The organism is Micrococcus sp. KRD012, from assembly GCF_017168555.1.
GTDB classification, from domain to species: Bacteria; Actinomycetota; Actinomycetes; order Actinomycetales; family Micrococcaceae; genus Micrococcus; species Micrococcus luteus.
The window spans coordinates 145,246-165,752 of the sequence record NZ_JABFBB010000024.1 but is presented as its reverse complement, the minus strand read 5'-3'; the positions used below and the strand labels follow the sequence as shown (position 1 = coordinate 165,752).

Annotated in this window: 18 protein-coding genes; 7 read left to right on the top strand and 11 right to left on the bottom strand. The window is 71.5% G+C overall.

The features are described 5' to 3' along the window. Together mfd and J1M37_RS10675 are read right to left on the bottom strand one after the other, a co-directional pair. Positions 1-3,657 (bottom strand): transcription-repair coupling factor, encoded by a 3,657-nt coding sequence (gene mfd / locus J1M37_RS10680; protein ID WP_206452615.1) that lies wholly within the window; start codon positions 3,655-3,657, stop codon positions 1-3. Beyond that, complete coding sequence (locus tag J1M37_RS10675; RefSeq protein WP_206452614.1) at positions 3,654-4,718, bottom strand: MauE/DoxX family redox-associated membrane protein; 1,065 nt, start codon at positions 4,716-4,718, stop codon at positions 3,654-3,656. The genes mfd and J1M37_RS10675 overlap by 4 nt, the downstream gene beginning before the upstream one ends. Before the next feature lie 184 nt (positions 4,719-4,902). Between J1M37_RS10675 and J1M37_RS10670 the strand changes: the two genes are divergently transcribed. Beyond that, entirely contained in the window at positions 4,903-5,430 is a 528-nt protein-coding gene (locus tag J1M37_RS10670; RefSeq protein ID WP_206452613.1) for a DUF2505 family protein, read from the top strand. Positions 5,431-5,513: 83 nt separating this feature from the next. Then, on the top strand, positions 5,514-6,089 hold the full coding sequence (locus J1M37_RS10665) for an arsenate reductase/protein-tyrosine-phosphatase family protein (protein ID WP_206452612.1): 576 nt from the start codon (positions 5,514-5,516) through the stop codon (positions 6,087-6,089). Positions 6,090-6,136: 47 nt separating this feature from the next. Here J1M37_RS10665 and pth read toward each other — a convergent pair whose 3' ends face one another. The 3 genes from pth to J1M37_RS10650 form a co-directional block, all read right to left on the bottom strand. Next, positions 6,137-6,712: an aminoacyl-tRNA hydrolase gene (pth, locus tag J1M37_RS10660; protein WP_206452611.1), complete on the bottom strand. Its 576-nt coding sequence runs from the start codon at positions 6,710-6,712 to the stop codon at positions 6,137-6,139. Between the two features lie 7 nt (positions 6,713-6,719). Next, on the bottom strand, positions 6,720-7,343 hold the full coding sequence (locus tag J1M37_RS10655) for a 50S ribosomal protein L25/general stress protein Ctc (protein WP_206452610.1): 624 nt from the start codon (positions 7,341-7,343) through the stop codon (positions 6,720-6,722). A gap of 185 nt (positions 7,344-7,528) precedes the next feature. Then, positions 7,529-8,839: an O-antigen ligase family protein gene (locus tag J1M37_RS10650; RefSeq protein ID WP_241251028.1), complete on the bottom strand. Its 1,311-nt coding sequence runs from the start codon at positions 8,837-8,839 to the stop codon at positions 7,529-7,531. Positions 8,840-9,007: 168 nt separating this feature from the next. Between J1M37_RS10650 and J1M37_RS10645 the strand changes: the two genes are divergently transcribed. Continuing rightward, a complete protein-coding gene (locus J1M37_RS10645; protein ID WP_206452609.1) occupies positions 9,008-10,408 on the top strand; it encodes a polysaccharide biosynthesis tyrosine autokinase in 1,401 nt (466 codons plus the stop codon). Positions 10,409-10,468: 60 nt separating this feature from the next. On the opposite strand, the gene J1M37_RS10640 is transcribed toward J1M37_RS10645, so the two are convergent. Both J1M37_RS10640 and rfbB read right to left on the bottom strand, forming a co-directional pair. Beyond that, positions 10,469-11,884, bottom strand: a complete 1,416-nt coding sequence (locus J1M37_RS10640; protein WP_206452608.1) for a sugar nucleotide-binding protein — start codon at positions 11,882-11,884, stop codon at positions 10,469-10,471. 13 nt (positions 11,885-11,897) lie between these two features. Beyond that, complete coding sequence (gene rfbB / locus J1M37_RS10635) at positions 11,898-12,893, bottom strand: dTDP-glucose 4,6-dehydratase (RefSeq protein WP_206452607.1); 996 nt, start codon at positions 12,891-12,893, stop codon at positions 11,898-11,900. A 217-nt stretch (positions 12,894-13,110) separates the two neighbouring features. Between rfbB and J1M37_RS10630 the strand changes: the two genes are divergently transcribed. Further along, positions 13,111-13,866, top strand: coding sequence for an alpha-1,2-fucosyltransferase (locus tag J1M37_RS10630; protein ID WP_206452606.1), 756 nt, complete (start codon positions 13,111-13,113; stop codon positions 13,864-13,866). Positions 13,867-13,868: 2 nt separating this feature from the next. Further along, on the top strand, positions 13,869-14,819 hold the full coding sequence (locus J1M37_RS10625; protein WP_206452605.1) for a glycosyltransferase: 951 nt from the start codon (positions 13,869-13,871) through the stop codon (positions 14,817-14,819). A 62-nt stretch (positions 14,820-14,881) separates the two neighbouring features. Here J1M37_RS10625 and J1M37_RS10620 read toward each other — a convergent pair whose 3' ends face one another. Continuing rightward, a complete protein-coding gene (locus tag J1M37_RS10620) occupies positions 14,882-15,724 on the bottom strand; it encodes an alpha-1,2-fucosyltransferase (RefSeq protein WP_206452604.1) in 843 nt (280 codons plus the stop codon). 117 nt (positions 15,725-15,841) lie between these two features. Between J1M37_RS10620 and rfbA the strand changes: the two genes are divergently transcribed. Together rfbA and J1M37_RS10610 are read left to right on the top strand one after the other, a co-directional pair. Further along, positions 15,842-16,711, top strand: coding sequence for a glucose-1-phosphate thymidylyltransferase RfbA (rfbA, locus tag J1M37_RS10615; protein ID WP_206452603.1), 870 nt, complete (start codon positions 15,842-15,844; stop codon positions 16,709-16,711). Then, positions 16,711-17,937, top strand: a complete 1,227-nt coding sequence (locus J1M37_RS10610; RefSeq protein WP_241251047.1) for a glycosyltransferase family 4 protein — start codon at positions 16,711-16,713, stop codon at positions 17,935-17,937. Before rfbA ends, J1M37_RS10610 begins: the two co-directional genes overlap by 1 nt. A gap of 89 nt (positions 17,938-18,026) precedes the next feature. On the opposite strand, the gene J1M37_RS10605 is transcribed toward J1M37_RS10610, so the two are convergent. The 3 genes from J1M37_RS10605 to J1M37_RS10595 all read right to left on the bottom strand — a co-directional run bounded on the left by J1M37_RS10605 (position 18,027) and on the right by J1M37_RS10595 (position 20,507). Then, entirely contained in the window at positions 18,027-18,335 is a 309-nt protein-coding gene (locus tag J1M37_RS10605) for a hypothetical protein (RefSeq protein WP_206452601.1), read from the bottom strand. Between the two features lie 77 nt (positions 18,336-18,412). Beyond that, the gene (locus J1M37_RS10600) at positions 18,413-19,534 is read right to left on the bottom strand and encodes a glycosyltransferase (protein WP_206452600.1); all 1,122 of its coding nucleotides are present in this window, start codon (positions 19,532-19,534) and stop codon (positions 18,413-18,415) included. A gap of 10 nt (positions 19,535-19,544) precedes the next feature. After that, complete coding sequence (locus J1M37_RS10595) at positions 19,545-20,507, bottom strand: glycosyltransferase family 2 protein (protein ID WP_206452599.1); 963 nt, start codon at positions 20,505-20,507, stop codon at positions 19,545-19,547.

Genomic DNA, 20,507 nt, shown 5'->3' with positions numbered 1-20,507 from the left:
TCAGCCCTCCGGCGCGAAGATCGCGTCGACCACCTGCTGCGCCCACTCGAGCAGCGGGACGTCCACGAGGTCCTGACCCATGACCGGCTTGGTCTTGGGACGCGGGATGAGGACGCCGTTCAGGGCCGGCTTGACCTGGGCGCCCTTGTACATGCGGGTCAGGCGCATCTGACGGGACTCCGGCAGGTCCGCGGCGGGGCCGAACTTCACGTTCTGCCCCAGCAGCATGACCTCGGTGACGCCCGCGGCTCGCGCCCGGTTGCGGAACCGGGCGACGGCGACGAGCGCCTCCACCGGCTCCGGCAGCGGGCCGTACCGGTCCTTGAGCTCCTCCACCACGGCGTCCACGGCGGCGTCGTCCGCGGCCTGGGCGAGGTTGCGGTACATCTCGAGGCGCAGCCGCTCCCCCGGCACGTAGTCGTGCGGCAGGTGGGCGTTGACCGGCAGCTCCACCTTCACCTCGGCGGGCGCGGTGTCCTCCTCGCCCTTGAAGTCGGCCACGGCCTCGCCCACCATCCGCAGGTAGAGGTCGAAGCCCACGCCGGCGATGTGGCCGGACTGCTCCCCGCCCAGCAGGTTGCCGGCGCCGCGGATCTCGAGGTCCTTCATGGCCAGCTGCATGCCCGCGCCGAGCTCGTTGTGGGTGGCCACGGCCTTGAGGCGTTCGAGGGCCACCTCGCCCAGGGGCTTCTGCGGGTCGTACAGGAAGTACGCGTACGCCCGCTCGCGGCCACGGCCCACGCGGCCGCGCAGCTGGTGCAGCTGCGAGAGGCCGTAGCGGTGGGCGTCCTCCACGATCAGGGTGTTGGCGTTGGCGATGTCCAGGCCGGTCTCGATGATCGTGGTGGAGACGAGCACGTCGAACTTCCGCTCCCAGAAGTCCACCATGATCTGCTCGAGCCGGGCCTCGCTCATCTTGCCGTGGGCGACGGCGATCCGCGCCTCCGGCACCAGCTCGGCGATGCGCTTGGCCACCTTGTCGATGGTGGTGACGCGGTTGTGCACGTAGAACACCTGGCCCTCGCGCATCAGCTCGCGGCGGATGGCCGCGATGACCTGCTGGTCCGAGTACGGGCCCACCGAGGTGAGCACGGGGTGGCGCTCCTCCGGGGCGGTGGCCAGCGTGGAGGTCTCACGGATGCCGGTGAGGGACATCTCGAGGGTGCGCGGGATGGGCGTGGCGGACATGGCGAGCACGTCCACGTTGGTGCGCATCTTCTTCAGCGCCTCCTTGTGCTCGACGCCGAAGCGCTGCTCCTCGTCCACGATCACCAGGCCCAGGTCCTTGAACTGCACCTGGTCGGAGAGCAGCCGGTGGGTGCCGATCACCACGTCCACCTCACCGTGCGCGAGCCCCTCGACGACCTCCTTGGACTCCTTGGCGCTCTGGAACCGGGAGAGCGCCGCCACCTTGACGGGGAAGCCGGCGAACCGGTCGGAGAACGTCTGGTGGTGCTGGCGGGCGAGCAGCGTCGTCGGGACGAGCACGGCCACCTGCTTGCCGTCCTGCACCGCCTTGAACGCGGCGCGCACGGCCACCTCGGTCTTGCCGAAGCCGACGTCTCCGGAGACGAGCCGGTCCATGGGGACGGCCGCCTCCATGTCCTTCTTGACGTCCTCGATGGTGGTCAGCTGGTCCGGCGTCTCGATGAACGGGAACGCCTCCTCCAGCTCGGCCTGCCACGGGGTGTCCGGGGCGAACGCGTGGCCGCGCGAGGCCATGCGGGCCGAGTACAGGCGGATGAGCTCGCCGGCGATCTCGCGGGTGGCGCGCTTGGCCTTGGACTTGGTCTGCGCCCAGTCCGAGCCGCCCATCTTGGACAGCGACGGCGTCTCCCCGCCCACGTAGGTGGAGATCAGGTCGAGCTGGTCGGTGGGCACGAACAGCCGGTCGCCGGGGGCGCCGCGCTTCGAGGGCGCGTACTCGAGCACGAGGTACTCGCGGTAGGACTCCTCGGCGCCGGGGGCGGTGCGCGGGCCGCCGGTGACCTTGCGGCGCTGCAGCTCCACGAAGCGGGCGATGCCGTGCTGGGAGTGCACCACGTGGTCGCCGGGCTGCAGGGTCAGCGGGTCGACGGCGTTGCGCCGCTTCCGGGCCAGCCGTGCCCCGGGGGCGCGCGTGCCCGCGGTGCGGTGCCGGCCGAAGAGGTCGTGCTCCGTGATCAGGGCGATCTGCGCATCCGGGATCGTGAAGCCGGAGCCGACGGGCGCCGTCGCGATGGAGACCCGCCCCGGGGCGAGGTCCGCGGGCAGGGGCCCGTCCGCCACGGAGGCCGTGAGGCCGGCCTCCGTGGTGAGCTCGGCGAGACGGCGGGCGGAGCCGGGGCCGTCGGTGAGGACCACGGCATGCCACCCCTCCGCGAGCCGGACGCGGGTGTGCGCGACCATGGCCTCGATGTCGCCCGAGAAGGTCTGCGGGATGCCGAGGGTGGCGCGCAGGGTGGCGGCGTCGGGCAGCAGCTCGGCGTCCGAGACCAGCGCGGTGACGGACCAGAACCCCTGGTCCTGCTCGAGCGCAACCGCACGGAGTTCGGCCACCGTGAGGAAGCCGCCCGCGGCGGACTGGTCCGCCCCGGCCACGTCCACCGGGGCGACCGCGCCCTGCGCGGCGCCGGCCCACGCGGCCTGGAGGAACTCCTCGTTGGTGGCCAGCAGGTCGTCGGCGCGGCCGCGCAGGCGCTCGGGCTCCACGAGGACGGTCAGCGAGCCTGCGGGCAGCATGCGGGGCAGCGAGGTCATGGCCTCGGCCAGCAGCGGGGAGAGGGACTCCATGCCCTCCACGGCCACGCCCTCGGCGATCCGGTCCAGCATGTCCGCGGCGGCGGGCATGGCCGGGATCAGCTCCTTCGCGCGCCGGCGCACGTGGTCCGTGATGAGCAGTTCGCGGCACGGGGGCGCGTACAGCTCGGAGGGGTGGCCCGAGCCGTCCTCCGTGGTGTCCTCGAGGGAGCGCTGGTCCGCCACGGAGAACCAGCGCATCTGCTCCACCTCGTCGCCGAAGAACTCGATGCGCACGGGGTAGTCCTCGGTGGGCGGGAACACGTCGATCAGCCCGCCGCGCACGGCGAACTCGCCGCGTCGGCTGACCATGTCCACGCGTGAGTAGGCGGCGTCCGCGAGCGCGGCCACCACGCCGTCGAAGTCCCGCTCCTCCCCCGTCCGCAGGGTCACCGGGCTCAGCTCGCCGAGCCCGGCCACGAGGGGCTGCAGCACGGCGCGCACGGGGGCGACGACGATGCGCAGCGGGCCCTCCGCGTGCTCCTCGGGGTGGGCGAGGCGGCGCAGCACGGCCAGGCGCGCGCCCACGGTGTCCGAGCGCGGGGACAGGCGCTCGTGGGGCAGCGTCTCCCAGGACGGGAACAGCGCGGCGGCACCGGCGGGGGCCCAGGCGGCCAGGTCGGTCACGAGGTCTTCGGCCTCGCGGGTGGTCGCGGTGACCACGAGGACGGCGGCGCGCTCGCCGTGGCCCTCGGCCAGCGCCTCGGCGAGGACGGTCAGCAGGGGCGCGCGGGCGCCGTCGGGCAGGCCGATCTCCAGTTCGACGCCCCGGGCCTCGAGCGGCCGGGAGGCGGAGGCGGCGGCTGCCTCGAGCGCGCGTTCGGCGCGCAGGCGCGGCAGCAGCGGGGCGAGGACGGGGGTGGTCTCAGGGGCGCTCATGCGCGGACCTCCGGGGTGGCGGTGGAGCCGTCCGTGGCGGCGGGCAGTTCGGTGGTCATGATCTCCCGGATCTCTTCGAGGAAGGCGAGGACGTCGTCGGCGCCGCCCACCGGGCCGCCGGCGGTGAGCCGGTCCGTGCCGAGCAGCACCGCGGTGGGGAACGAGTGCAGGCCGAGGGCCTGCGAGGCGGCGCCGGCCGGGTCGGCGAGCACGAGCGACGCGTCGACGGCGCCGCTGTGGATCGCCCCGTCGGCGCCGGGGGCGTGCTGGGGCATCAGGACCCGCAGCCGGACCGGCCCGAGCGCATCCTTGAACTCGTCCAGCCGCTCGATCACCCGCGCGCAGGAGCCGCACCCCGTGGACAGGCGCAGGGCCACCACGGCCCCGTCCGCGACCAGCCGGTGCAGACCGGTGTACTCGCCGTCCGCGACCACGACGGCGTCCGGGAACGGGTGGCGTTCGGGCTCGGCGGCGTCGGCCGGGTCGACGGCGGCCGGGGCCTCGGGCGTGGGCGTCGCCGGGGCGGCGTCGGGTGCGGCCGGGACGGACTCGCGCCCGGCCAGGAACGCGGCGGTCGCGAGCAGCACGGACACGAGCAGGGCCCACGCCCACGCCCCGGCGCCGAAGGCGGTGAGCGGCTGCCAGGCCAGGCCCGCGCCGTGCACCGCCAGCGAGACGATCCCCTCGGCCAGGGCCAGGACGGCGAGGGCCAGGAAGACGACGTTGCGGACCACGGTGGTGCGGGAGATCGGGGCGGCCGAGGCCTCCCCGAAGCAGCCGCACGAGACGCCGTCGTCCTGGGCCCGGACCACGAGCGCGAGGAAGGCGGCGAAGAGGGCCACGGCCACCAGGCCGACGACCGGACGCAGCAGGGTGAGGGGCTGCAGGAGGGCGGCGGCGAGCAGCAGCTCGAGCCAGGGGAACGCGCGCGCCAGGCCGGGGGCCGCGAACGGACGGGGCACCCTGAGTCGGGTGAACGTGGCCTGCACGTCCTCGCCGGAACGGAGCTTCGCCGTCCCGCTCAGGAGCATGATGAGGGCCACGGCCCAGAGTGCCGACATGGCGGACACACCTTCCAGGGGGTTCACGAGGGGTCGCGCGGCCGGTCCCGGCACCGTGCACCGGACCCGGGTCGCGGAGGCCAGCATATAAGGTGAGGAATGGACGCCCATCGCCGTCGGCGAACCGGTGCCGGCCCTCTCACGGCCCGCCGGGCGCGGCCCCACTTGACCCCGAGGAGACACCGTGGCCTTTTCCGCTCAGCAGTCCATCCCGCACCCGCCGGCGGCCGTGGCAGCCGCCCTGGCATCCGAGGACTTCCACCGTTCCGTGGTCGAGTCCTTCGGCGGCTCCCTGGTCTCGTTCTCCGTCGAGGGCTCCCCGGAGGGCCCGATGACCGTCACCGCCGTGCGCTCCCTGCCCGCGGACCGTATCCCGGATCGTGTCCCGGACATGGCCCGCAAGCTCATCGGCTCCGCCCTCCAGGTGGAGCAGGTGGAGCGGTGGGACGCGCCCGCCGCGGACGGTTCGCGCGCCGGCACCACCACCATCACCGTGCCCTCCGCCAAGGCGACGGCGGACGGCGCCCTCCGCCTGACCGCCGCCGGTGAGGGCTCCCAGTTCTCCGTGGACGGCACCCTCGTCTGCCGGATCCCGCTGGTGGGCTCGAAGCTCGCGGCGAAGGCCGAGCCGATGGTCGGCAAGGTCGTCAATCGTCAGGCCCGGGCGCTGTCCTCGTGGCTCGAGCGTGACAGCGGAGCCACGCGCAGTTGATCTCGTTCTCCCGTCGCCCGGCGCTGTCGAGCTCGGCTCCGCCTGCCCGGCGGGGGCGCCGGGCCCTCCCCTCGCCGGACGCCGTGCTCATCGTGTGCACCGGCAACGTGTGCCGCTCGGCCTATGCGAGCCGGGCCCTGCAGGGCCGGCTGGCGGTCCTGGCCCCCGGCCGGGTGGAGGTCGGCAGCGCCGGCTCCCAGCCGAACCAGGCACTGACGGTGCCGCCGCCGCTCGTGCGGCTCGGCGCCGAGGCCGGCGTCACCGGGCTGGAAGGCCACCGTCCCGCCGCGTTGCAACCGTTCATGGTGGCGGAGGCAGATCTCGTGTTGGCCGCGGCTCAGGAGCACATGCGCTTCGCACTTCAAGAAGTGCCGCAGGCCGTCGCGCGGGTGTTCACCGTGCTGGAGCTCGCGGCGCTGGTCCGCGCCGTGGACGCACGAGAGGGACGGGACTGGATCCCCGCCGGTCGCGGGGTGCGTGCGTTCGCGGCGGAGGCGGCCCGCCACCGGGCCCTCGTGCGGTCGACCGCCCAGCCCCTCGACGTCGTGGACCCGTTCCGCGGGCCGGTGGAGGGGTACGCGGAGATGATCCAGATCATGGATCCTGCCCTGGAGACCATCGCGGATGCCCTGGCCCGTGCCGTGACCCCGACCCCCTGAGCGTGGGGCTGAGCCCCCGTCGAGGACGTCCGCCCGAGGCGGGAGGCTCAGTGGAACGCCTGCTGGGCGGCCTCGAGCCCGTCCGTGACGAGCTTCTCCACGGCGTCCGCCGCGCGGTCCACGTGCAGCGGCAGGACGTCCTGCTCGGGCTTGGTGAAGGGGCGCAGCACGAAGTCGGCCACGTCCATGCGGCCCGGGGGCCGGCCGATGCCGACGCGCACGCGGGCATAGTCCTTCGTGCTGAGCGAGGCGGTGATGGACTTCAGGCCGTTGTGGCCGCCCTCTCCCCCGCCGCGCTTGAGGCGCAGGGTGTCGAACGGGATGTCCAGCTCGTCATGGACCACCACGAGGTCCTCGGGGCCGATCCCGTAGAAGGACGCCAGCGCGGAGACGGGGCGTCCGGAGACGTTCATGTAGCCGGTGGACTTCGCGAGCACGACCCGCGGTCCCCCGATGCCGAGGCGACCCGTGGCCACCACGGCGCCGGCCCGGTGGCGGGTGAACCCGACCCCCATGCGGGAGGCGAGCTCATCCGCCACCATCTGGCCGACGTTGTGACGGGTGCGCTCGTACTCGGGCCCGGGATTGCCGAGCCCGACGATGAGCGTGGTCCCCGTCGTCACGGCGTGATCAGTCCTCGGAGCCCTCGGACTCGCCCTCGGCAGACTCGGCGGCCTGCTCCTCCTGCACGGACTCGTCGCCGAGGTCCTGCTCGACGACCTCCGAGACGGTGGCGATGACGATGTCGTCCTCGAGCTGCAGGGTGGCGCCGGCGGGGACCTGCACGTCCGGGGCGTACACGTGGTCGCCGGCCTCGCGGCCCTCGACGGAGATGGTGACGGCCTCGGGCAGGTCGGTGGCGTCGGCCTCGACCGGCACGGTGACGTAGTCCAGCACGTACTCGGTGCCGGGGGCGACTTCGCCCTCGACCTGCACGGTGACCTCGACGATGACCTTCTCGCCGCGGCGGACCTCGATGAGGTCCAGGTGGTCCACGGTGTCCTTGATGGCGTGGCGCTGGATGTCCTTGGGCAGGACCAGGTGCTCCTCGCCGGCCTCGTTCACGACGGTCAGCAGGGCGTTGGGGTTGCGGACGGCCAAGGTGGTCTCCTGGGCCGGCAGCAGCAGGTGCACGGGCTCCTGGCCGTGGCCGTAGACGACGGCGGGGATCAGGCCGGCGCGACGGGCCTGGCGGGCGGCGCCCTTGCCGAAGTCGGTGCGGCGGGTGACCTTGATCTTGAGCTGGTCAGACATGATGCGTCCTCCTGTGGGGGTCTCGGCCGCGCAGCCGGGGGCGGCGCGGGATGCGGCCAGGAGGGGGCTTCAGTGCCGCAGCGGGTCAGCATGCTGACGCGCGGCGGCGGCCTCGTCGATCACGGAGCGCACGCTCCCTCGCCTGGGCAACCCGGACAGGATAGCACCGGTGGTGCTCGACGCGTTCAGCGGCCCGCGCGTCGGGACCGCTCGATGATGCGGTCCAGCTTGCGGCGGTGGGCCCGGTCCTTCGCGGGGGCGCCATGGTCCTCCTCGTCCTCCTGGGCGCTCAGCAGGAGTCCGCAACCGAGCACGATGGCGCCGAAGATCGTGATGAACACCTCCCCCAGCTGGAGCGAGGCCACGAGGATGATGAGGGCGGCCGCTTCGACGGCGACGCGGGAAGGCGAGCGGTGCGTCCGGGCGAAGGGCCGCAGGCACAGCCAGAGGTAGGCGCCGACCACCACGATCAGGAACGGCCAGCCGCCCTCGACCAGGAGACCCAGGTAGGAGTTGTGGAAGAACATGGACACGTGGTCCAGGTCCACGAATGCCGTGGAGAGGCCCTGGCCGAAGAAGGACGTCTCCGCCACCTTCTCCACGGACGCCGCCTGGATCTGCGCCCGGAACCAGTCCGTGCCCGTGCGGTCGCCGAAGATCCCGAGGTCGGCCAGGTTCTCCTCGGCCCAGCTGACGAACCAGCCCATGACCACCACCAGTGCGATACGGAGGGCCCGCCCCAGGTAGGGGCTCACGAAGATCCACGCGACCGCGCAGAACAGCGCGGCCATCGAGGTCCGCGAGCCGGTGAGGAAGGTCAGGGCGGAGCCGGCGCCCAGCACGAGGAGCTTGGGGCCCATGCGCTGCAGGGTGGCCACGAGCAGCACGGGCAGGAGCGCGTAGAAGAGGCCGGAGACGTTCTTGTCCCCCAGGAACCCGGTGAGGTACCCGCCGTAGGTGTCCGGGGCCAGGCCCGCGTAGAAGAGGGGCACGTTGATCAGTGCTCCGGCCGTCATCCCGTAGAGGACGCCCTTGATGTCGATCCGCTCGCTGGCGATGGCGTAGATCAGCAGGATCAGGAGCGTGATCCTGGTGGCGCGACGCGTGGGGTCAAGGTCGTTGTGCACGGTCACCGCGACGAGATACGCCACCAGGGCCAGTGCGCCGAGGGCCAGCACACCGTAATGCGAGAGGTCCCGGCGGGGCTGCCGGAACGAGGCCAGGAGCAGCAGAAGGATCGCGGAGAACTCCGCGAACGGGATCGGCAGGCCCGGAGCGGTGAACGCCTCCACCACCAGGCCGGTGGCCAGCACGGCCTCGAACAGCCGCGGTGAGGCCGACGTGACCAGCGGGTTCCACGGGGAGCTGGTCCACGCGGCCTGACCGTCCGGGACGAGGCCGAGCGCGGCGTGGCCCCGGGCAGGCCGAGCCTCGGGTGGCACCACGGCCCCCACAGCGCGGGCAGCCGTCCGGTCACGGGGCGTGCTCGAGCGCATGGTGCGGAACCTTTCATGGATGCCGGGCGATACTCGGCTCAGCGTAGCGCGGTGGCGGGCGTCGCCCTCGGGCCCGGCAGACCGCACGAGGGGTCTTGGTACCGTGGTCCGCGCGTGCCTCGCCCACGACGGCCCGCGCATCCCCGTCCATGACCCCCGAGGTGCTCCGTGACGATCGTCGACTTCTTCCGCCTGCTGCGCGCCAACCTCCTCCTGCTCCTGGCGGCCGCCCTCGTGGGGGGTCTGCTGGGCTGGGGCTACTCCGCACTGCAGCCCCGGATCTACGCCTCCGAATCTCAGGGGCTCCTCGCCGCGCGGAGCACGGATCAGAGCCTCATCGCCGGCGACGGGCCTGCCGAGAGCCGGGCTCAGGCCTACGTCGCCCTGATCAACAGCCAGGCAGTGCGTGAACGCGTGGCACAGGACACGGGGCAGGACGACGACGACTCGCTCTCCGCGGCGCTCGTCCCCGGGTCCAGCATGATCAAGGTGACCGCCACCTCGACGGATCCCGAGACCGCCGCGCAGCTCGCGAACAGCGCCCTGCAGGCGACGGCGGACGTGGCGGCGGAGGTGGACAGGAACAGCCCCCTGGAGGTCGTGCCCCTGTCGGACGCCCGCGTGCCCTCTGCTCCCGTGAGCCCTGACACCCGGCGCAACGTCCTCTTGGGCGTCGTGGCCGGACTGGGTGCGGGACTCGCCATCGCGGTGCTCCGTCGTCTCCTCGATGTGAAGGTGCGCAGCCGCGCCGACGTGAAGGAGGTCACCGGCGCCGGCGTGATCGGCGCCGTCCCGGAGAACGCCTCCCTGACCCGCACAGGCGAGGAGGCCGTGGACCTCGACCCCCGGGCCGGCGAGGCCATCCGGGCGCTGCGCACCAACCTCAAGTTCGTCTCCGTCGACGAGCCGCCGCGCGTCGTCTCGTTCACGAGCGCGGACCCCTCCGAGGGCAAGTCGACCATCGCCTCGAACCTGGCCCGCGCCCTGGCCCTGGCCGGCGAACGGGTGCTCGTGGTGGACGCCGACCTGCGGCGCCCCCGGCAGCACGACCTCTTCCAGGTGGCGGGCGACGTGGGCCTGTCCGAGGTGCTGGCCGGTGAGGTGCAGCCGGACGACGCCCTCGCGGCGACCGGAATCCCGAACCTCACGCTGCTCCCCGCCGGCCGGACGCCCCCGAACCCGTCGGAGCTTCTGGGTTCGAAGCGCATGCGGGCCCTGTTGGAGCTGGCATCGGAGGACTTCTTCGTCATCGTCGACTCCCCTCCCCTGCTGCCCGTCACGGACGGCTCGCTCCTGGCCACGGCCGTGGACGGGACTGTGCTCGTGGTGCGTCAGGGGCGGACCCGCAGGGACCACCTGGAGGCGGCTGTGGAGAATCTCGCCGCAGTGGACGCGCATCTGCTGGGCGTCGTGATGAACGGCGTCGCGCGCTCCCAGCGCGGCGGTTACGCCTATGGCTACGGGTACGAGAGCACGTACCACAAGTCCCACGAGAAGTACCTCTCGAGCGTCGGTTCGTCCGCGAAGAAGGGGCGGCGTTCACGCCGCAAGGCCAGCACGCGCAGCTGATCGCCCCCACGCACGAAGCCCCCGCCGGAACCGGCGGGGGCTTCGTCGTGCGAGACAGGGTCAGCGCCTCAGATACGTGCGCAGGCGTTCGCGCTGGTCCGGGGCGGTGTAGCCGACGGCCGCCAGGGGCCCGAGGTCGAGGGCGCTGTTGGCCGGCCGCGGGGCCACGCCCTCCTTGCCGGCCATGTACACGGCGGTGGTCGTGGCGGAGACGCGCGCGGCGTCGTGGCCGGTGTCCTCGAAGACCCACCGGGCGACGTCGTGCCAGGTGACCACGTCGCCGCTGTTGGTCATGTGGAACGTGCCCGTGGGCGCGTCCGTGGTGACCAGGTGCAGCAGGGCGTCAGCGAGGTCGTCGGCGAAGGTGAGGCGGCCGTGCTGGTCGGCGACGACGGCCGGGTCGATCCCGCGCTCGGCGAGGGAGGCCATGGTGGCCACGAAGTTCTTCCCCTCCCCGATCACCCAGGAGGTGCGGACGATCCAGTGCCGCGCCACGGTGCGCACCGCGGCCTCGCCGGCGGCCTTCGACTGGCCGTAGACGCCCAGCGGCGCGAGCGGGTGGTCCACCGGGTGCTCCTGGCCTACGGGGAGGGCGCCGTCGAACACGTAGTCCGTGGACACGTGGGCCAGGGGGACGCCGGCCTCGGTGCAGCGGCGGGCGAGCTCGGCGACGGCGGCCGCGTTGACGGCCCAGGCCTGGGCCCGGCCCTCGGGCGTCTCCGCGGCGTCCACCGCGGTCATGGCGGACGCGTTGACCACGGCGCGCAGGCCGCGGAAGTGCTCCCGCGGCCACGAGGCCGGATCGGTCATGTCCCACGTGTCCCGGCCGTGGGCCTCGACCGGGATCCCCGCGGCCTCGGCGCGGGCCACGAGGGCGCGGCCGAGCTGGCCGCCGGCGCCGAGCACGAGGATCGGGGCGGGCGGCATGGGGGTGACGTCCGCGAGCATCGGGTGGGCGCGGTCCTTGTCCGAGAGCTCGGCGTCCTCGAGCGGGATGGGCCAGGCGATGGCCGCCGTCGGGTCCGCGAGGTTGAGGAACGTGTACTGGCCCTGCGCGTCGGCGGACCAGTGGTCGTTCACCAGGTACGTGTAGGCGGTGTCCGGCTCGAGCGTCTGGTAGGAGTTGCCCACCCCGCGCGGCACGAAGACGGCCTTCTCCGGGCCGAGCTCCACGGTGGCGACGGCGCCGAAGGACGGCCCCTCGCGCAGGTCCACCCAGGCGCCGAAGATCCGGCCGTGGGCGACGGCCACGTACTTGTCCCACGGTTCGGCATGGATGCCGCGGGTGGTGCCGACGGCGTCGTTGAAGGAGATGTTGTTCTGCACCGGGGCGAGCGAGGCGAGGCGGGGGTGCTCGGCGGCGAGGGCGCGGATCTTCTCCCGCTGCCAGTTCTCCTTGAACCAGCCGCGGTTGTCCCCGTGGACGTCGAGGTCGAGGACGAGCAGGCCGGGGATGGCGGTCTCGGTGATGCGCATCAGCGGTTCTCCCTCACTGGCCCTGGGAGCGGTAGGTGGCCTCGACGGCGTCCTTGGCCGGGCGCCACCAGGCCTCGTTCTCGCGGTACCAGCGGACCGTGTCCGCCAGACCGGCCCGGATGTCCGTGAACTGCGGCTCCCAGCCGAGCTCGGTGCGCAGCGCGGTGTTGTCGATCGCGTAGCGCAGGTCGTGGCCCGGGCGGTCGGCGACGAGGTCGTAGTCGTCCGCGGGGCGGTCGAAGAGCTCGAGGAGGATCTCCACGATCTCCCTGTTGTTCCTCTCGCCGTCCGAGCCGATCAGGTACGTGCGGCCGATCTCGCCGCGCTCGAGGATGCGCAGCACGGCCGAGGAGTGGTCCTCGGTGTGGATCCAGTCCCGGACGTTGACGCCCTGGCCGTAGAGGCGGGGGCGGACGCCGTCGATCAGGTTGGTGATCTGGCGCGGGATGAACTTCTCGACGTGCTGGTACGGGCCGTAGTTGTTGGAGCAGTTGCTCAGCGTGGCCTGCACGCCGAAGGAGCGCACCCACGCGCGCACCAGGTGGTCCGAGCCGGCCTTCGAGGCCGAGTAGGGGCTGGAGGGGTTGTACGGGGTGGACTCGGTGAACTTCGCCGGATCGTCCAGTTCGAGGTCGCCGTAGACCTCGTCCGTGGACACGTGGTGGAACCGCTTGTCGTGCTTGCGCACCGCCTCCAGGAGGACGAAGGTTCCGACGATGTTCGTCTGGATGAACGGCGAGGGATCGTTCAGCGAATTGTCGTTGTGGGACTCCGCCGCGTAGTGCACGACGGCGTCCGACTCGGCGACCAGGCGGTCCACCAGGGCCGCGTCGCAGATGTCCCCGACCTCGAGAGTGACGCGGTTTTCGGGCAGGCCGGCGAGGTTCTCCCGGTTGCCGGCGTAGGTCAGCTTGTCCAGGACGACGACGTCGTGCTCCGTCTCGCGGACCACGTGATGGACGAAGTTCGAACCGATGAACCCGGCGCCGCCGGTGACGAGGAGGTGCATGGGCGTGAGCCTATCCGCGTGCAGGCTCGGTATCAGACGCGGCCCCCAGATGAAGTGCAGCGGCAACAGTGAAATAGTCGGCATATCTATTATCACCTCATGTCGCGGCAGAGTGTGAGATGTCTACCATGGGGTAGTGAGCATCCTGCGGAGAGTGAAGTCTGACACCTTGAGCGCCCTGCGCCGTGGAGCCCCCGTCGCATGGACACCTCCGTGGATGGGACTGGGGAACCTGCTCTACGTGGGCCTGTGGGCCTACCAGGGAGAAGCGGCGGGCGAGCGCCGCCGGGTGCTGCTCCATCCGCAGCGCGAGGCGGGCATCGCCCTGTTCCCCCGCCTGCGGGATGAGTACTTCGTCACCGAGGACGAGGCCCCCTTCTTAGCGCGCCGTGTCCTACCCTGGCGCGAGGAGCAGACCGCCCCCACGCCATACCGTCCGCCCGCGCTGGACAGGTACATCCGCCACGTCCTCTTGCCGGGCTCCCCGGTGGCCGAGCCGATGGCCGACCTGGAGGGCGCCCTCGTGGTCAATGTGCGCCGCGGTGACTATTACACCGTCCCGCAGCACCGGGCCGAGTTCGGCATGGACCAGCGCACCTACATCGAGGCGGCGGTGGCATGCGCCGTGCAGGACGCCCCAGCGCCCCGCCACGTCGTCGTGATCTCCGACGGCCTCGACTGGTGCCGCGAACACCTTGACCCCGTCCTGTCCCGCCTCGCCCCCACCACCTATGCCGAGGGCGACCTCACGCATGACTTTCGTACCCTGGTCCATGCGGAACGGCTCATCATGACCAACTCCACCTTCTCCTACTGGGGCGGCTACCTCGGCGACGTCATCCACCCGGGGCGCCAGGTCATCGCCCCTCGGCTCTTCAGCCGGAACCTCAACGACGGCCGGGCCCACCAGCTACGCCCCGACTGGCAGATCATCGACGGCCTCTTCCCTCTTCCCCACCCCCAGGAGAACTGACCGTGGATGCGTCCTCCCCCACCTTGTCGATCATCGTCCCTTGCTTTCGGAGCGACTATGGGTTGAGGGATCAAGTCAACGCCCTAATCCATCAGCGGGATGCCCCCGCGCGCGAGATCCTGCTGTGCAACAACGGCGGCAACGACTGGCTCACCCCGTGGGTCGCCTCGCTGGACGCTCTTCCGGCCGACGTGGACATCCGGGTCGTCGATGCCACGGCTCACCCAGGACAGTCCTTCGCCGTCAACCGCGGCATCGCGGAGGCGTCATCCGACCTCCTCGCCTTCTGTGACGACGACGACCTCGTCCACCCTCGATGGGCTCGCATCGCTGTCGACATGCTGGCGGAGCACCCCGTCGTGACCGGCGGTGTAGTCACCCGCACCGACGCCGAGATGGCCTCTCTGGACTTTGACGCCCGCTGGCGCCTGCTGGAGGCAGAGACCGTGGCCACGGGTGCACGCCCCGTGGGGCTCGGCTCCATCGGCCCCGCGCTCATGGGGGGTAATTTCGCCGCCCGCCGGGAAGCCCTGCTGGCCGTGGACGGATTCGACACCGGTCTGGTCACCGGCGGTTCGGACAACGACCTGGGCTATCGCCTGCGTGCCGCTGGCATCCCGATCGTTGACTGCGGCGAGATGAGCATCCTGTACATCCGTCCCGCCGGAATGCGACAGGGCTGGCGGGTACGGCGCCGAGCGGGCCTCGCTCTGGCCGAGGTCGTCTCCGCCCGCTCCGCGTGGGACTCCGCGGCCGAATTCCGCCGGCCACCCGTCATCGAGGTGGTGCGAGCCGGTGCGGCACTAGGAGCCATGACGGCCGGGCTCAAGAGCCGGGATCTGAGCGGTGCGGCGGACCGCTTGGCCACAGCGGTGGGCCTCACCCAGGGTTGGTGGCGTCATCGGGTCCTGCGCCGCCGGCACCCGTCAAACATCGGCCTCGGGCTGAACTGAACCTCGAGTGAGCAACCTCCTGCGGCCCCCACCCGGGTGAGGGCTCACGCACGCGGGAGTCGTCAGCGCCCGGCGGCGTATTCGTCCTCCGGCACGCCGAGCCACTCAGGCAGCAGCAGCGGTGACTCGTTGTACTCGTAGATCCCTCGGGCCAGGAACAGCGGGGCGAGGACCTGCCGCGGCCGTACCTCCGGCCCCCGGGCGGAGGCGATGTACCCGCCCCAGTAGGAGAACGTGGAGTTGGCGAGGACCAGGTGGCGTGCGGCCGAGAGCTGCGCCAGATCCTGGAATATCTCGTGGGGTTCTGGCATCACCTGCGGCACCGTCCACGGGACCAGATGACGCAGGTGCTTTCGGCACCATGCCGGATCGTCGGAGACGAATACCACGGGGCCGGCATCGACGCGAGCCTTGCGGAGTGCGGCCCGGACGAATCCCTCCACGTCCATTCCATAGCGCTCTCGGTAGTGGGGGTTGCTGTAGTAGTCGCCCCTGCGCACGTTAATCACCAGAGCATCAGGTGTGACGCTGCCCCATCGGTCCGGGAATCTGGAGCCGGGGATGAGCACCTCCCGGACGAATGCCCGGAGATCCGGAAGGAGGAAGTCGCGCCCTGCGTGCTGCCCCCATTCCACGGTTCTACGCTGACGCCAGTGGACGTCGGCCTCTTGGACGGTGAGATCCCTCAGCCCCGGGAACTCGTCCAGCCAGGGCTGCATCTTCGGCTTGAACCGGACCCGCCATTCCTCGCCGGCCCACCGACGACGCGACCATGCGGTGGCCCAAAGGAAGAGGAAGTTGCCCCCGTTCATGGGCTCGTTGCCCCACAACACGTATGGCTGCTCCGAACGCGCCAAGGACAAGGCGCGGGCACGAGCGGATCTGATGAAGTCGTCAACGGCCATGCGGCTCACTCTACGGAACGCACCCCGGAACTTGGCCACAAACAGGCCTCGCCTCGCCGCGGCCGGGAGCTTCTATACCGCCTCATGTGAAGGCGTCCACCCACTAGAGTCGTCTCCATGAAAGGCATCATCCTCGCCGGCGGCACCGGGTCGCGTCTGCACCCGATCACGCACGGCATCTCGAAGCAACTGGTCCCGGTCTACGACAAGCCGATGATCTACTACCCGCTCTCCACGCTGATCTTGGCGGGGATCAGCGACATCTTGGTGATCACTACCCCACACGACGCGGAGCAGTTCCAGCGTCTCCTGGGGGACGGCTCGCAGTTCGGTGTGAGTCTCTCCTACGTACAGCAACCCTCCCCGGACGGCCTCGCCCAGGCTTTCATCCTCGGCGAGGACCATATCGGCGACGAGCACGTCGCGCTCGTCCTCGGGGACAACATCTTCTACGGCCCCGGCATGGGCCAGCAGTTGCGCCGTCACACCGCAGTGAACGGCGCCACCGTGTTCGGCTATTGGGTGGTGGACCCCTCGGCCTATGGCGTGGTGGAGTTCAACGAGCACGGCAAGGCAGTCTCCCTCGAGGAGAAGCCTGCCCAGCCGAAGTCCAACTTCGCGGTGCCCGGGTTGTACTTCTACGACAACGACGTCGTCGAGATCGCGAAGGGCCTCAAGCCGTCGGCGCGCGGCGAACTCGAGATCACCGACGTGAACCGCACCTATCTGGAACGCGGCTCCCTCAACGTGGAGGTCCTGCCCCGCGGCACTGCGTGGCTAGACACCGGTACCTTCCATGATCTGAACGACGCGTCCAACTTCATCCGCACCATCGAGTCCCGACAGGGCCTCAAGGTCGGCTCGCCCGAGGAGGTCGCCTGGCGTCAGGGCCTTCTCACCGACGACGAGCTGCGCAAGCGGGCCGAGCCGCTCGTGAAGTCGGGGTACGGGCGGTACCTCCTGGAGCTGCTCGAGTCCGGGCGGTGATGGCGCAGGACCAGCCCACGCAGGACGTCCGGCACGTCGTCTTCGCGAGCCGCTCCACGGCCCTCGCCGGCGGCATCACGACGGTCGTCGACGAGCTGGCGGCCGAGTTCGTACGGCGGGGCCTGACGGTCTCCTACCTGTCGATCCACCCGCCCTCCGGAGCGCCGCGCGTCCCTGGGCCGGTGTTCGAGGTCGACCGGCTCCGGCACTGGACCGCGGACCATCCCCTGGCGGCGGACCACCCGGGACCACTCGGGGCGAAGCTGGCGGTGAAGACGGCCCTCACCCCGCTGTGGCGGCGGTGGCGGGCCCTGCGGTTGCGCCGGCACCTCGCGCGATTCGGCGGGGACACGGCGATCATCTTCGCGAACCCCGACACGCTGACCTGCATCAGCGAGGCCGGCCACGTCCGGCCCGAGGCGGACGCCCCGTTCCTCGTGGCCCACGTCCACACCAGTCCGGAGGGCCTCGAACGGATGGGTTGGGACGTCCCCTTCCCGGCCCTCGACGTGGTCGATGCCGTGGTGGCCCTCCACCCGTCCTACATGCAGCCGATCGCCGACACGCAGGGCGTGCCCGTGGGCGCCATCGCGAACCCGAGCGGCACCGTGCCCGCGGCCGTGCCGCGGACGGACGCGGACGGGAGGAGGCGGATCGTCTCGTTCAGCCGCCTCTCCGCCGAGAAGCGCGTCGACCTGGCGATCCGGGCGTTCGACGCCCTTGCGGCCGACGTACCCGACGTCGTGCTCGAGATTTGGGGCACCGGGGACCAGGAGGAGTCCTTGATCCGCGTGGCCGACGAATCGGTCCACCGGGACCGCATCCGCTTCTGCGGCTGGTCCGACGACCCGGCGGCCGTCTTCACGGGCGCGACGCTGCACCTCGTCGTCTCCGACTTCGAGGGCCTCTCGATGTCGGCGGTCGAGGCGCTGCGCTGCGGAGTCCCGACAGCGGGGCGTCCCGTCTCGGCCGGGCTCGCCGACCTCCTGGAGCGGTGCGGGCTCGCCCTGCCGGGCGCCGAGCCCGCCGAGATGGCGGAGGCCCTCCGGGCCCTCCTGGACAGCCCAGACCGGCTCGCCGGGCTGGTCGAGGCCTGCGGGCGCGTCGGCGCGGACTTCGAGCCCTCGATCATCGCGGACCGGTGGCTCGACCTCCTCGCCGCGCGGGACATCGCCGCCATCCCCCACGCCCGCCCCGCGCGGCGGCCGCGGCATCTTGAGCGATAGCTGTATCAACTACCACGTGCGCATCCGCGCACGGGCGGCACTCACTCCAATGCGCCCGGCATGCGCCGCGTCGAGTACGACCGTCTGCGTCAGTGCCCGAACGCCAGCGAACGGGGCGCGTCTGTGAGAGTGGCGATTCGCTCCCGCGTCGCTTCATAGCCGCGTCCGGTGAGGTGGACTCCGTCACGACGGAGCTTGCCCGGTGAGGAAAGGGCCTCGGTCGGATCCCACCATTCGTCCCCAGCAGCGTCTGGGAGCCCATCGAACTGCTCTGCCGCATACGTGTCATACGCCGGACGGCGAGGCTCGACGATGCCTGCTTCCTCGGCCAGGGTGCGAATGCCCACTTGCCCCACGACCCACAGCAGGGCCACGACCAGCAATCCGTTGAGGACCACAGAGGCCAACATCAGGTAGACCCTGCGCCCGTACTTCGCATTTGTCCGGCCCGCCCCGGGTCCGGGCCGTCCCCGGCTCACGGGTGCGCCACCTCGCTCACCAGAACGCGGATCCGCCGCCCGAATTCGTCCTCGGAGAACCGCTCGGCGTGCGCCTGCATCACCCCGCGGTCCCAGTCATGCGCCAGCAGACGTTCCACCCCTCCGGCCACCGCCTCCACCGTCGGCTCCTGCACGAACACCCCGTTGACGCCTTCCACGATGGTGTCCAGGTAACCGCCGGCCCGCAGCGCCACGGTGGGCACGCCCCACGCGCTCGCCTCGAGCGGCGTGATGCCGAAGTCCTCATGGCTCGCGGCGATCAGTGCCGTCGCGTGCGCGTACGCCCAGCGCAGCTGCTCGTCGGTGAGGTCCTGGCCGAACACCACGTCCTCCCCCGCCATCGCACGCAGCCGGGCCTCCTCCGGACCCTTGCCGATCACCACGAGCGGCCGCCCCGCGCGGGCCGCGGCCTCGATCGCCACGTCCACGTGCTTGTACGGCATGAGCCGCGCGACCGACAGCAGGAAACCGTCCTCCGCCATCCGCTCGGCACCGGGGATCGGCTCCTGCGGGCCGTCCGTGCTCACGGAGTGCGGCGGGAACACGAGGCCCACACCGTCGAGCCCGTAGACGTCGTCGATCCGCTCCTTCACCACCGTGGAGTTGGCCACATAGCGCGATCGACGCCGGACGGACGCGCGGTCCCACCTGCGCAGACCCGGGCGAAGGACGCGGGCGATCCGGCCCTTGATGCTGTCCCGACCGTCCTCGCCCAGGTAGTCGTCCAGCAGGTACACCCAGCGCGCCGGGGTGTGGCAGTAGACGAGCGTGGCGCCGTCGTAGCGGAATCCGTGCGCCCAGCCGGAGGTTGAGACGACGGCGACCGGCTCCTTCACATGCAGCAGTGAGGAGGCCAGGGGCAGCAGCGGCAGTGCCCGCCGCGGGTCCTTCCGCAGCAGCCCCACCCGGTTCAGGGGTGAGGTGATGATGTGCGCGTCCTTGAATTCGGGGAACGTGCCCTCGGGGTCGTAGAACGTCGTGTAGATCGGCGCGTCCGGCCACATCCGGTGCAGGGCGAGCACCACCCGTTCCGCCCCGCCCTTCTGGGTGAGGTAGTCGTGGGCGATGGCGATCCGGCCGCGTGTCATGTCGGTCATGGTGATCCCCTCAGAACTGTCGGCGGGCACGCCCCGGCCGAGTGCGTCCGGTCTCCGCCGCGGCTTCGACCTGCAAGGCGATCAGCTTTCGTGCGATCGGGGCTGGCAACACGGCAGCGGCACGCTCGACGACGGCAGAGCTGTACTGGATCGTGCGCTCCGTGCTCAGAGCAGCCACCGCCCGCACGGCGGCGCCCCACGGCCCGCCCGGGGCGCGGTCCCCGCCGAGTGCGTCCGCCCCGTGCTTGGCGATGAAGATCTGCCGGGCGGACCCGGAATGCAGAGCCCGGCGCGCCTTGGTGTAGGTGGTGACCGCCGCCGCGTGGTGACGGGTCTCCAGCTCCGGCCGGATCTCCACCGGATACCCGGCGACGTGGAGGCGGTAGCCGAAGTCCACGTCCTCCCAGCCATAGCGGCGGTAGTCCGGGTCGTAGCCGCCGAGCTCCGCATGGAGGGTGCGGGGCACGGACACGTTGCCCGCCCAGTGCCGCCACTGCTGCTCTGCCGGAAGGGCATAGGCATGGCGACGGTGCGCTTCGTCCTGGGCGTCACCGTAGACGCGCTGATAGGCGGAGTCCGGGAGGACATTGGCCGTCAATCCGATCACGCCGCCATGCCCGCCCGCGTGCGCGGCCACGTGGTCCCGTATGTAGTGCGGTCCGGGCTCGAGATCGTCGTCCGCGCGGATGAGGATGCGGCCGGACGTCGCGTCGGCACCGGCGTTGAGCGCAGCGACCCGTCCGCGGTTCTCCCGGAAGACGGTCCAGCTCAGGCCCAGGCCCGGATGCTCTGCGGCCAACTGGGCGAGCACCGCTTCCGACCCGTCCACATCCCCGTCCACGACCACGTGGACCTCGAACGGCGGGGCGTCCTCCTGCGCGGCGAGGGCGCCGATCAGGCGCGGCAGCCGCTGGGCGCCGCCTCGGCTGGGGACGATCACGCTGGCCTCGGGGGTCAGGGGCGTCTCTGTCAT

What these genes read in the sequence shown, in the direction of transcription:
- rfbB (WP_206452607.1), bottom strand. Translation starts at nt 12,893, where the DNA reads ATGCACCTCCTCGTCACCGGCGGCGCCGGGTTCATCGGTTCGAACTTC.
- J1M37_RS10675 (WP_206452614.1), bottom strand. Translation starts at nt 4,718, where the DNA reads ATGTCGGCACTCTGGGCCGTGGCCCTCATCATGCTCCTGAGCGGGACG.
- rfbA (WP_206452603.1), top strand. Translation starts at nt 15,842, where the DNA reads ATGAAAGGCATCATCCTCGCCGGCGGCACCGGGTCGCGTCTGCACCCG.
- J1M37_RS10640 (WP_206452608.1), bottom strand. Translation starts at nt 11,884, where the DNA reads ATGCGCATCACCGAGACCGCCATCCCCGGCCTGCTCGTCCTCGACCTC.
- J1M37_RS10610 (WP_241251047.1), top strand. Translation starts at nt 16,711, where the DNA reads ATGGCGCAGGACCAGCCCACGCAGGACGTCCGGCACGTCGTCTTCGCG.
- mfd (WP_206452615.1), bottom strand. Translation starts at nt 3,657, where the DNA reads ATGAGCGCCCCTGAGACCACCCCCGTCCTCGCCCCGCTGCTGCCGCGC.
- J1M37_RS10620 (WP_206452604.1), bottom strand. Translation starts at nt 15,724, where the DNA reads ATGGCCGTTGACGACTTCATCAGATCCGCTCGTGCCCGCGCCTTGTCC.
- J1M37_RS10650 (WP_241251028.1), bottom strand. Translation starts at nt 8,839, where the DNA reads ATGCGCTCGAGCACGCCCCGTGACCGGACGGCTGCCCGCGCTGTGGGG.
- J1M37_RS10630 (WP_206452606.1), top strand. Translation starts at nt 13,111, where the DNA reads ATGGGACTGGGGAACCTGCTCTACGTGGGCCTGTGGGCCTACCAGGGA.
- J1M37_RS10595 (WP_206452599.1), bottom strand. Translation starts at nt 20,507, where the DNA reads ATGACAGAGACGCCCCTGACCCCCGAGGCCAGCGTGATCGTCCCCAGC.
- J1M37_RS10600 (WP_206452600.1), bottom strand. Translation starts at nt 19,534, where the DNA reads ATGACCGACATGACACGCGGCCGGATCGCCATCGCCCACGACTACCTC.
- J1M37_RS10655 (WP_206452610.1), bottom strand. Translation starts at nt 7,343, where the DNA reads ATGTCTGACCAGCTCAAGATCAAGGTCACCCGCCGCACCGACTTCGGC.